At 44.5% G+C, this 12,032-nt stretch carries 10 protein-coding genes; 6 read left to right on the top strand and 4 right to left on the bottom strand.

Annotated features, from left to right (window positions below; translation table 11 throughout):
• Positions 1-6: 6 nt before the first annotated feature.
• Positions 7-294, top strand: coding sequence for a hypothetical protein (locus tag J1G48_RS18885; RefSeq protein WP_000839833.1), 288 nt, complete (start codon positions 7-9; stop codon positions 292-294).
• Between the two features lie 99 nt (positions 295-393).
• Here J1G48_RS18885 and J1G48_RS18880 read toward each other — a convergent pair whose 3' ends face one another.
• Positions 394-843, bottom strand: a complete 450-nt coding sequence (locus J1G48_RS18880; RefSeq protein WP_001250363.1) for a transcriptional regulator — start codon at positions 841-843, stop codon at positions 394-396.
• Between the two features lie 361 nt (positions 844-1,204).
• Here J1G48_RS18880 and J1G48_RS18875 point away from each other — a divergent pair, with 361 nt between their 5' ends.
• Positions 1,205-2,209 carry a LysR family transcriptional regulator gene (locus J1G48_RS18875; RefSeq protein ID WP_001247392.1) on the top strand — a complete coding sequence of 335 codons (1,005 nt, stop codon included), beginning with the start codon at positions 1,205-1,207 and terminating at the stop codon, positions 2,207-2,209.
• Positions 2,210-2,216: 7 nt separating this feature from the next.
• Here J1G48_RS18875 and J1G48_RS18870 read toward each other — a convergent pair whose 3' ends face one another.
• Positions 2,217-2,657, bottom strand: a complete 441-nt coding sequence (locus tag J1G48_RS18870) for a transcriptional regulator (protein ID WP_000158346.1) — start codon at positions 2,655-2,657, stop codon at positions 2,217-2,219.
• 522 nt (positions 2,658-3,179) lie between these two features.
• Between J1G48_RS18870 and J1G48_RS18865 the strand changes: the two genes are divergently transcribed.
• Positions 3,180-4,898 carry an aryl-sulfate sulfotransferase gene (locus J1G48_RS18865; protein WP_001036511.1) on the top strand — a complete coding sequence of 573 codons (1,719 nt, stop codon included), beginning with the start codon at positions 3,180-3,182 and terminating at the stop codon, positions 4,896-4,898.
• A gap of 45 nt (positions 4,899-4,943) precedes the next feature.
• Here J1G48_RS18865 and J1G48_RS18860 read toward each other — a convergent pair whose 3' ends face one another.
• The gene (locus J1G48_RS18860) at positions 4,944-6,515 is read right to left on the bottom strand and encodes a bifunctional UDP-sugar hydrolase/5'-nucleotidase (protein ID WP_000262867.1); all 1,572 of its coding nucleotides are present in this window, start codon (positions 6,513-6,515) and stop codon (positions 4,944-4,946) included.
• A 98-nt stretch (positions 6,516-6,613) separates the two neighbouring features.
• Complete coding sequence (locus J1G48_RS18855; protein ID WP_000791534.1) at positions 6,614-7,375, bottom strand: outer membrane protein OmpK; 762 nt, start codon at positions 7,373-7,375, stop codon at positions 6,614-6,616.
• Between the two features lie 593 nt (positions 7,376-7,968).
• Between J1G48_RS18855 and J1G48_RS18850 the strand changes: the two genes are divergently transcribed.
• The 3 genes from J1G48_RS18850 (at position 7,969) to J1G48_RS18840 (ending at position 12,023) form a co-directional block, all read left to right on the top strand.
• Positions 7,969-9,462: a sulfatase-like hydrolase/transferase gene (locus J1G48_RS18850; RefSeq protein WP_000831880.1), complete on the top strand. Its 1,494-nt coding sequence runs from the start codon at positions 7,969-7,971 to the stop codon at positions 9,460-9,462.
• 98 nt (positions 9,463-9,560) lie between these two features.
• On the top strand, positions 9,561-10,751 hold the full coding sequence (locus tag J1G48_RS18845) for an anaerobic sulfatase maturase (protein WP_000971148.1): 1,191 nt from the start codon (positions 9,561-9,563) through the stop codon (positions 10,749-10,751).
• Positions 10,752-10,769: 18 nt separating this feature from the next.
• On the top strand, positions 10,770-12,023 hold the full coding sequence (locus J1G48_RS18840; RefSeq protein ID WP_001055836.1) for a hypothetical protein: 1,254 nt from the start codon (positions 10,770-10,772) through the stop codon (positions 12,021-12,023).
• Positions 12,024-12,032: the final 9 nt, after the last annotated feature.

The following is a 12,032-nucleotide window of genomic DNA, read 5'->3' as shown; positions in this document are numbered from 1 at the left end:
AGTAAAATGAAGTCTATGCGTTGCGTCATACCGGTGATTTTACTTTCCTTTATCGTTCATGAAGGGACAGCGAAACCGACCGCTCAGATTCATTTTATGGGATCGGTTGTTGAGGCAGGCTGCTGGAATGACGTAGGAACCTTAGAAATTCAATGCCATAATAAAGAGGGAGTTGAACGTTATATTATTGTCGAGAATATTATCACGCCGATATCGTCTCCTCATGCAACGGTAAAACGAGATTATTTGGATGAAGATAAGCAATTAACAGTGCTACGCATTGTCTATGACTGAACCGCGTAGCAGACCGCAGATGGTGTCCCGTCAGTGTCGTGTGAGGATATTATGAAAAATGTTCTCACCTTCCCGGGACACGGTCTACAGACTTTATCTTCAGATAAACGGCGCTAAAAAGAAAAGCACGATCAATAAAAAAAGAGTGGGAATACCAATGGATATAATTTTATTACATCGGTGAGTATGATATTGAATAGCTTGTGGCGGTATGTCAGCAGCGTCAATGATAAATCTTTCATCGATTTTTATCCCCTGCCTGGGGAGCGTAACAAACAGTTCGAAAAGCCCGATTTGTTGTAAATCTCGTCGCAGCAGATAAAGAAGTTGCGTCAAATTAGCATCGCTAACAAATTGACTTCGCTCTCCCCAAACTGCGTGTGAAATCATCTCCCGCGTAATCAGTTTCTTGTAGGCATTTTCAAAAAGATAGCTTAAACAACGCGCACGCATTAGCGTCACCTTTAGCACTTTTTTATCATGTAATGATATTATTTCTCTTAACGACTCATTATAAATAAATTCGTTATTAATAGTATATTGTCTCATGAATTCACTCCGTTTTGATATTCATAAGGTACGTTTGACACTGTCAGTGTGTTCACTGGCGGTAAAGTACTCCTTACATCAGTACGGATAAGCGTAGAGAACCGCAAAGAAATAAGAGAATCATTTGTGATTAAACAGGATAATATTATGCTTTTTTATAAAGTGTGCCAGATGTTTTTGATGTTTTTTATAAAATGGCATCATGTGTTTTTATTTCACACAGGCTGAAATGATATCAATAAAATTATAATTTAATAACAAACAGATAGAGGAAATGATTTACTTATTGAAATAAGTGTGGTGCAAGGTTAATCTGCGCCTTAAATGATGGTGCCAGATTATACCAGCCAGGATAACCTATATGCGGCCAATAAAAAATGCTAAAAAAATTGACTACAATCTGATCAAAGTGTTCGATACGGTTATTACTGAAGGAAATGCAACCAGGGCGGCGAGGAAACTGGATGTCACGCCTGCGGCGATCTCTCAGGCTCTTCTTCGTTTACAAAATCTTTATGGCGAAGAGTTATTTATCAGAACCCGCAAAGGATTAGTTCCGTCCAGCAAAGGTAAATCGCTTCACCAGGTATTTCGCCAGGCAATTGAATCTATAGAAAGCACACTGTGCGATAAAACAGATGCTCAGGAGAGTAATGAACTCATTGTTCTGGGAGGTGATATCACTGAAAATTACTATTTTCCAGCATTGCTGGATACTGTGTTGATGAATCGATATATTATTAAACACTATGCGATTAAAAAAACAGGGGAATACTCACCAGCCTCCATGCTGACGCATGGCTATGCGGATGTCATCATGGGAATTCTGGAAATTAAGAATGAGATGATTGAAAGTTATCTTATTGATAATTTATCTGATTTTGTTTGTGTTTGTGGTGAAAAAAGTCCATTGGTTGGGCTTGAAAAAATTTCTTTATATAATTTTTATGCTGCCAGACATGCTGTCTATCATTCAGATATGTTCTCTTCTTTCACCGCTGATAGCATTGATTTATTCAAGAGTAGTACGCCTTATGCGGGGCGCAGAGAAATAGGTTATTATAGTGATTCACTATTTGGAGTTATCGGTGTTGTTGAAAAAAGCGATATGGTTGCGATTTTGCCAGGAAAGATTGCTACTTATTTTAGAGATGTGCGGCGTTATAATATAAAAATACTACGTATGCCTGATGAAATAATTTTTCGTATGTTACCCGTTTATGCTTATCTGGCTACAAACAGCACCCATTATAAAAATGCCAAAAAACTGATATCAACATTTCAGTCGACCTTTCTTTTTAGCCAGGAAAAGCAGCCTGACGCTTTGGTTGAAGGAAGCACATCCTTATGCGATTTGTCGGTTTAATATCAAATTATCGTATTAAATGAATAACCGTTATGACCATGGTCAGTAAAGCGAAAAATAATGCCATATATTTATACGCTTCTTTTTTTAAAGAAGAGGGGAGGCAGCTTTTGTTTTCATTGCTGATAATAATGTTAGCATCTACTTTAATACCCGTTCGAGGCACCGTGGAAAAAAACTGGCTCAGGCCAAAGCCTTTAAGGTCGCGCCGCAGTAGATATAAAATCTGGGTCAGGTTGGCGTCGCTGATAAATTGACTTCTTTCCCCCCAAAGTTCATTAGTGAGTTGTTTTTTATAAATAATCTCTTGTTGTGCATGATTCAGCATATATTCCAGACACTTTATGCGCATTGCGGCAATTTTTATCATCTTTCCCGTTTTTATGTTTTTTAGCTCATTGGTCTTATCATTGTAAGTGTGCGTGCTGTTAATTAAATAAATAGTCATGATGTTATTTAATGGGTTTAATTGGGGTGGCGATAATAATATGCATATTAAATTTACGGATCAACTGGCGTGATTGTAATAGCGTCTTTTTTCCAGAGAAAATCGTATCGTGTCACAAAAATGATGTTTTTTTAGAAAAACTAAAATTTTATTTTTAGTCGCTCTAAAAATAAAATGATAGTAGTGTTAATTTTTATCAGTAGATTGATATGCTTTGATTGATTTATTGTTGACATAAAATAATTTGAATTATGGCGCAAGGCCTATGCCAACCATAAAAAAGGTATAGGCTATTGGTCACAATGCATTAATGCTACATAATTGTTATGCTTTTATAGTAGCGCCAGGGAAATAAAATCTTCGGACGATAAAGAATAGTTTTAGTCTGGGTGTTATTTTATGGATGTTTTATTTTAAATTATTAAACCGATTTCTCTTGTTGAGGTAGGGTTATTTGCTAAGCAACGGGCTGGCATGTTGTAGCTGCTCGTTGCCTATATCCCAATTAATCAGGAGAAACGTATGAATAAGAAAAGTTCGTCAATGGTTAACATGCCCGCACCGCGTGAGCCGATTAACCAGAAAATCGATACCAATAACGCACTGGTTTTAAACCATAACGCCATATATGAACAACGATTAGCGGAGATCACGCAATCTAATACCTGTGACAAGGCCATTGTCACCGTAAATCCCTACGGGACCGCCCCGTTGAGTCTCTATCTGGGGGTTTGGATGGATGAAGCTGCCGCGCTTGAGATCAATGTTGTTGATAGCGAAGCGACGACAGAGGCAGTGCGTTATCAATATGATGTACATCCGGGCGCTAACCTTATTCCTGTGTGTGGGATGGTATCCGCGGTGAATAATCAGATTACCCTACGCCTTGCCTCGCAAATTGTCGGGCAATATACAGTAATGACAGACGCATTACCGCCCACGGATTCGGCTAACGTGAGCCTCGGCTTCCCTATTATTAGCGTCTCCTGTCCTGCGCAGCAGGCCTCGCTGATGGAGGAAGGACTTTATTTCTCCACTTATTTTGATCGGTATAATCTGGCTTTTGATCATAACGGGATTGTCCGGTGGTATGTAAGTCAGGAAATCCCTTCTTATAATTTTGTCAGAATGGATAACGGCCATTTCCTGGCGACGTCACAGGGAATAAACCATTGTCTGAATATGTATGAATTTGACATTATGGGACGGGTTTATACGGTTTATCTTCTCGACAATGAGTTCCATCACTCCATTCTTCCCATTGAGAACAATCTGGCGATTGCGCCTTCAGAATATAGCAATGGACGGCCAGACGGTTACTCAACCGGGAAAGATGGCGTTTCTATTATTAACTTATCTACCGGACTTGAAGTCGCCTATTACGATATGCTGTATGTGATGGATTATTCCAGATCGCCGCGTCCTTCCGGAAGCGCGCCAGGTCAGGACGTATCAATGGATGACTGGCTGCATATCAACCAAAGCTATATTAATGAACCCAACAATTTGCTGATCTGTTCCGGTCGACATCAGAGCGCGATTTTTGGCGTAAATGTGGATTCCGGCGAACTGCGCTTTATTATGGCGAACCATGAGGATTGGTCTGACGAATTCAAGCAATACTTATTAACCCCTGTCGATGATGATGGTGTCCCGCTGTACGATCTTACCTCGCCGGGAGGGATTGATGCGGCAGATAAGAATTTCTGGACCTGGGGGCAGCATAACATTGTTGAAATTCCAAACGATGAGCCTGGTATCCTGGAGTTTATGGTCTTTGATAATGGTAACTATCGTTCACGCGAAGATGCGAAAAGTCTGTTGCCGCTCGATAACTTCAGCCGGGTGGTGCAGTTTAAAATAAACCTAAACACGATGACCGTAACGCGTCCGTATGAATATGGTAAAACGGAAGTCGGGAACCGGGGCTATAGCAGTTTTGTGAGCGCTAAGCATTTATTGACTAATGGTCACCTGGTTATTCACTTCGGCGCGACGACGGTTGATGAGTTTGAACATACCATTACCGCGCAACCAGGTTCCAGCGATCTTGTCGATCCGGATGAAGGGCAACAGGCGTTAGGTCGACTGGTATTACAAGAAATCAATAAAGAGACGAAAGAGGTCTTATTCGAAGCGATGGTGACGTCGGGCTATTTCAAGAACGAAGAGACGAATGGCACGAATTATCGTTATGATATTTCTGCATTTCGGGTATACAAAATGCCGCTGTTTGCATAACTAAGTATGTTATGCGGCCGGTTATCGACCGCATAACATTATGGCTTATTTGCTAATATCATCCACGCGCATGGTGTGGTCAGGTTGAATATTGTTAACCTGCTTCATATAGTTAACCAACGCCGGTGCGGTTTGTACCCCTATATATTTGATATTTTTACCTTTAGTGAAGGTAAATCCGCCACCACCTTTACCGATAAAGGAGTCCAGCGCGACGGTATAGAGTTTATTGTCTTCTACCGGTTTGCCTTTGATATCAAATTCAACAATACGCTGGCCCAGCGGTTTGGTGCTGTCATATTTAAACTGGACGGTTTTAGATACGTGCAGCATACCGTTTTTCAGATCGGCAGCGTGTGACATGATGGATTTCAGGTCTTTACCGCTGATTTCCATGCTCATGACATCGTTGGTGAACGGATACATACTCAGCACATCACCATAGGTGATATTGCCTTTTGGCAATTCGGTACGGATGCCGCCAGCATTATAGAAGGAAGCGTCGGCGCCAGGAACGGTAGCCATCAGGGCATCGGTGATTAAGTTGCCGGTTGGCGCGGATTCACCGTAAGAACGGGTCAGCACTTCCGGAGAGTGCGCGACCACCTCATCGGTAATTTTCTTAACCTTGTTATCCCATTCGTCAATTTTGGCCTGCGTGACCGGATCTGGCTTATAAGTATCCGCATACATGGTGATCAACTTACCATTGTAGCTGTCCACTTTTTTGGTTTCCGGGTTCCAGTCAAGCACCAGTTTACCTAATTCGATGGTGTACGCATCCGTGGAAACGACAAGGGTATCGCCCACTTTAATCGGTTCTGGCGTACCTTTATGCGCATGGCCGGTAATCAGGACGTTAAGTCCATAGCCTTCCAGCGATTTCGCCATATCAACGTCGGTTTTCAGCGCGCGTGCGACATCAGCCTCGCCTGCGCTGGACTGCATACCCGGCACGCCTTCGTGGGCGAGCAGCACGGTCAGGTCAACTTTCCCTTTTAACTCTTCCAGCTGTTTTTTCACATAAGGAATCGGATCGCGGCAGTCAACGCCTTCACGCACGCCTGCGGCAATCGCTTCATAGAATGCGGAAACGCCGTGCATACCGATGACGCCGATCTTGAATCCATCTTTTTCCACGATGGTATACGGTTCTTTAATTAATGGCGTATCTGTGCCGCTGTAAAAAACATTATCCAACAATACCGGGAATTGCAATTTGCTGAGTTGTTTAACCAGATTCTCATGGCCATGGTCAAATTCATGGTTACCGACAGAGACGGCGTCGTAAGGCATGGTATTTAAAATATCAATAATAGCCTCGCCTTTGGTCAGCGTACTGATAAAAGGTCCGGTGAAATAGTCGCCAGCATCAAAGAAAAAGACATCTTTCTCTTTCGCTTTTGCATCTTTGACAATTTTCGAGATGGGCGCAAAGCCGCCTACCGGACGTGTCTTGGATACATAGGGGATAATTTCTGGGGTTACATGGGCATGTAAATCGTTTGTATAATAAATTGTGATGTCACGCGCATCGGCTGAAAAGGAAATGGCTGAAGACAAACCAATGCACAGCGACAGTAGGGATATCGAAAACTTTTTGTTCATATAAACCATCCATTTACGCTACATTAAAGAAAAACAATGCCTGTAGTCGTGTCATTCACGACTACAAACCGGGGAAATTAAGTAATATTCATCAAGTTTATTAATTATTAAAACTCGAAGCCGATCAGGTAATTCATACGGTCGCCGTAGCCGTCATACCCCAATTTATTATTGAAGTAACGGTAAGAGACGGAGGCGGTCCATCGCGGCATAAATTTCCATGTAAACGTTACCGCGCCGTTCAGGCCGGTCGTCCCACCCTGTTGTTCGGCGTAGGCATCATTACGATCCATTTCAACTTCGTTCCAGTTTGAAATGACGAACTTTTCATTAAACATATCGAAGTTATAAGCCGCGACCCAACCGAGAACATAACCGTTAAAGCCTGTCGCCTGTCCATACTTTTTAGAGGTATAATCGTTCGATAAGTTATGAACAGCGAAATAGGGCTTAATAAAGCCTGATGGGCTGGTTAAACCCAGATAACCTACCCCGTACATCATGTTTAATTCATCACCGAATTTATTCTCCATCGACATATAGAGTTTCATCATTGCGGTAAAGTTAGAGCCTTCTACTACCCTATAATGTCCCAGAAATTGGGTAACATGGTTACGGCCTTCTACCGGATGGTTGAGCACGTTCATTTCATAAAATGATGCAAATTCGCCCCTGTCAAACACGGCGCCGAAATCGGCTACCGCTTTCCACACTTCGCCGCGATCGACATTGACAAAGCCTTTATTCCAGTCGCCATATCCGAAGCTAAGTTTACCGTATACGCGTTTCAACTCCGCTGCCTGGCCATTAAAGCAAGAGAAAAGAACACATGCGGCGAGTAGACTATTAATATATTTCTTATTTTTCATGCTCAACTCCATGAGGTAAAAACACAGTGAAATGTTGTGTAAAGAAGCGAATTCTAAGGAGTGTCTTTTTATACGTAGGTGATAGATGTCTCAAAAATATCAGCGACATATAATCGTCAAATATTCGTGTCAGATAATGTTGTTTATTACGTGATAACTATTTGATTTATAGTTTATGTCTCTGTTGTAAAAGTCACACCGGATAGCATGAAATTAATGAAACTTCGAATGGGAATAATCTCTCGCAAAGACAACTTACTGCCATTAAATGAGGGTGTTACCGTTCAAACAGCAACATATATTGACATCACAATAGCGGTTCTGACATATGGGCCATATTTGAGATCTGCATCACTCGTTCGCGATTTCTTTTTTTATAGACTGCTTCAGGCGTGTTTTCTTTAGCACGAAATATATTTATGGCATTAATATTATAATGAGTGTGAATAATTTCTACGATAAAACGATGTTAATGGAAGAAATATAAGACAAATCGAATATATATAGTGCAATTAATTTAGGCTGTATTCCGCAGCCGGGTCTATCGGCAAATATATCGTAATCAGACCGTGCGATAACTCAAAGGAGTTGAAATGAAAAGAACAGTCGTTGCCAGTATGATAGGGTTGGCGCTATGCGCTGGATGCGTATTATCAACCGCGCAAGCGGCAACCGCAAAGCGTCCTAACTTAGTCATTATTCTGGCGGATGATTTAGGGTATGGCGATCTCGCCACCTACGGGCACCGCATCGTTAAAACACCTAACATAGACAAATTGGCGCAGGAGGGGGTGAAGTTTACCGACTATTATGCGCCAGCGCCTCTGTGTTCTCCTTCCCGCGCGGGCCTGTTAACCGGTCGTATGCCGTTCCGTACCGGAATCCGTTCCTGGATACCGGAAGGCAAAGATGTTGCGCTGGGGCGTAATGAACTGACTATCGCCAATCTGCTAAAACAGCAGGGCTACGATACAGCGATGATGGGGAAATTACACCTGAATGCGGGCGGCGATCGCACCGATCAGCCGCAGGCGAAAGACATGGGCTTTGACTATACGTTGGTTAATCCGGCGGGATTTGTCACCGATGCTACGCTGGATAACGCCAAGGAGCGCCCGCGCTATGGCGTGGTGCATCCTACGGGGTGGATTCGTAATGGCCAACATATTGGCCGCGCAGATAAGATGAGCGGCGAGTTTGTGAGCTCTGAAGTGGTGAACTGGCTGGATAATAAGAAAGACGATAATCCGTTCTTCTTATATGTCGCCTTTACCGAAGTCCATAGCCCGCTGGCGTCGCCGAAAAAATACCTTGATATGTATTCGCAGTACATGACCGACTACCAGAAGCAGCATCCGGATCTGTTCTACGGCGACTGGGCAGACAAACCGTGGCGCGGCACCGGCGAATATTACGCCAATATCAGCTACATGGATGAGCAGGTCGGTAAAGTGCTGGATAAAATTAAGGCGATGGGCGAGGAAGATAACACCATCGTCATCTTTACCAGCGACAACGGCCCTGTCACGCGCGAAGCGCGTAAGGTATACGAGCTGAACCTGGCCGGGGAAACCGACGGTCTGCGCGGGCGTAAAGACAACCTGTGGGAAGGCGGCATTCGCGTACCGGCAATCATCAAATACGGCAAGCACATTCCACAGGGGATGGTAACGGACACGCCGGTATATGGTCTTGACTGGTTGCCGACGCTGGCCAACATGATGGACTTTAAACTCCCGACCGATCGTACCTACGACGGTCAGTCTTTAGTTCCGCTCCTGAAGGACAAGACGTTAAAACGCCAGAAACCGCTGATCTTCGGTATCGATATGCCGTTCCAGGACGATCCGACGGATGAGTGGGCGATCCGCGACGGCGACTGGAAGATGATCATCGATCGCCAGAATAAACCTAAATATCTCTATAACCTGAAAACCGATCGTTTCGAGACGCTCAATCAAATTGGTAAACAGCCGCAGATTGAGAAACAGCTTTACGGTAAGTTCCTGAAGTATAAAAAGGATATTGATAACGATTCGCTGATGAAAGCCCGTGGCGATAAGCCGACGCCTGTCACCTGGGGCTAATGGAATAATTATAAAAAATTAAGTATGCCACTTAGGGCGATGCCCACCTGATCCGGTCACTCTGTGCCGGATCAGGTTCTTTTATTTCAGGGAAGGTAATGATGTTTGGGAAAAGTTGTCAGGTCATGGTTAAACCAACCGGATCGGTGTGTAACCTTGACTGTAAGTACTGTTTTTATCTGGAGAAAGAAAAGCTCTATCCGGATCGAAAAAACCATTACAAAATGTCGGAAGAGACCCTCGAACTCTTCATCAGGCAGCAGATTGCCGCACAGGATATTGATGAGGTCATTTTTGCGTGGCAGGGCGGGGAACCCACATTAATGGGCATCCCGTTTTATCGTAAAGCCGTTGAATTTCAGCAGCGCTATTGTGGCGGCAAAACCATCGTCAATACCTTCCAGACCAACGGCATCCTGATCAACGATGACTGGGCGACCTTCTTCCGGGAGCATGATTTTCTGGTTGGCGTCTCTATTGATGGCGATGCCGCGTTACACGATGAATGGCGAGTGACGCGCTCCGGAAAGCCGACGCATGAAAAAGTAGAAAATGCGGTGCGTTGTCTGGCGCAGCACGACGTAGAATTTAATACCCTCACGGTGGTTAACCGTACCAATATGCATCATCCTGTTCAGGTCTATCGCTACCTGAAAAGCATTGGTAGCCGCTATATGCAATTTATCCCTTTAGTTGAACGCTGCGGGGAAAATGGACTGGCGCAGCCGCAGGATAAACATATCGCGATGACGCCGTGGTCGGTCGATAGCCTGCAATTTGGTCAGTTTCTGAATGCGGTATTTGATATCTGGATCCGTGAGGATATCGGCGATATCGGCATTCAGCTATTTGAACAGACGCTGGCGGCCTGGTGCGGCCTGCCGCCGCAGGTTTGCGTTTTTGCGCCCACCTGCGGCAGCGCGTTTGCGATGGAAATGAACGGCGATGTTTATAACTGCGATCACTTCGTATATCCGCAATTTAAACTGGGGAATATCCACCAGAAGACGCTGCGTCAAATGAATCAGGGCGAACAAAATCGCCAGTTCGGCAGCGATAAACAGCGTTCAATGGCGCAGGAGTGTCATCGCTGTCAATGGAAGTTCGCCTGCTATGGCGGCTGTCCGAAACATCGTTTTTTACCCTCTGCGTCAGGCGCAACCAATCATAACTATCTGTGTGCAGGTTATCAGGCTTTTTTCTCGCATACCGCGACGGCGATGAGTGCCATGCGAACCCTGTATGAAAAAGGCATCTCACCTGCAGAAATAAAGTCAATATTTGTTTGAAGGTAGTATTCGCAGGGAGTGAATATGTTTTCTCACATTAATGTCGATGCTTGCAAAACGCCAGGCTGCAAAAATCTGGGGATTCTGGGGAGCCCAGACTATCTACCGCAAGGGAAAAATGTTCTCTGTCGAGCGTGCGGTTTTTTGTTCCCCATTATCTCAGCCAGATCGCTTAATCTTTTTCGCCAGGCGGCGAATCAACCCTGGAAAGGTCTGGTGAAGTCCTGTCCGCATTGTGGCGGGACGTCGCTGAAAAAATATGGATTTTCCACTAAAGGTGAACGGCGTATGTATTGCCGCCAGTGTAATAAAACGTTCATCTCCTATACCGCTGTCAGGAGCGACGCCAGACAAGAGAACCTTGCCACGTTGATTGGCGAAGGAGCGTCGCTAGTTGAAATACGCGCGGCGCTGGCGATAGACAGCACGGGTTTTAGCCGCGAATTACAAAAACTGTCCCGTCGCGCTAATCAAGCGGAACGCGATTTTGTGTTTCCCGCGTTTGATATCGCTATGAGCACGCGGGCGTTTCGTGTGAAATTTAACGGCGGCGACAGCAGCTTATACGTGCTGGTGACGGCGGAAGAGGAGAGCGGTAAGGTCGTCGCGATCTCAACGAATTACTCCGCCCAACCGGTGGAAGCGGATTATCAATATCATTCTGATTACGAAGAACGACTTCCGTCCGGCACGCTGGCGCATCTGGTGCAGCGAAAAGAGGCGCTGACCATGCGCCGCAATGTATTATTTGATGTGGATTACGGCCCCGCCGTTTTATATAAAAACGATCCGGGGATGTTAGTAAAACCCGTATTACCTGCTTATCGACATTTTGAGTTGGTTCAGGCGTTGACGGATGAGCGTTCCCTGAATGTCCAACATTATCTCGATCACGAATGCTTCATTCTGGGCGGCTGTATGATGGCGAATTTTAGCTATCTTCGTCAGGGGCGCTGCCATATTTCGTTTGTGCGTGAAAGAGGCGTTACGCCGCCCAAACGCGATCTCCCTCCGCGGTTGTTTTTGAGCGGCGGAATTCGCAACAACGTCTGGCGTACATTTTCCACACGGGATTATGCGATGGCGGTATGCAATCTCACAGGAAATAAAAAGGTGAGTTTGTTACGCCATGCGACGTTAAATAGCGCGACGGCGTTTATTCGCTATGTTCACAACCATCCCTTCCTGCCGCATCTTAACCGGATGTCTCCTGGCAATGTTGTTGCCGTACTGGATTACCTAAAATTTGAATATAACGCTTCACGTAACTGAATTGCTAAA

The sequence above is a fragment of the Salmonella sp. SAL-020 genome, assembly GCF_017372215.1.
In the GTDB taxonomy this organism is placed as follows: domain Bacteria; phylum Pseudomonadota; class Gammaproteobacteria; order Enterobacterales; family Enterobacteriaceae; genus Salmonella; species Salmonella enterica.
Note: the sequence above shows the minus strand (reverse complement) of the source record. Positions and strands in the feature narration are given on the sequence as shown.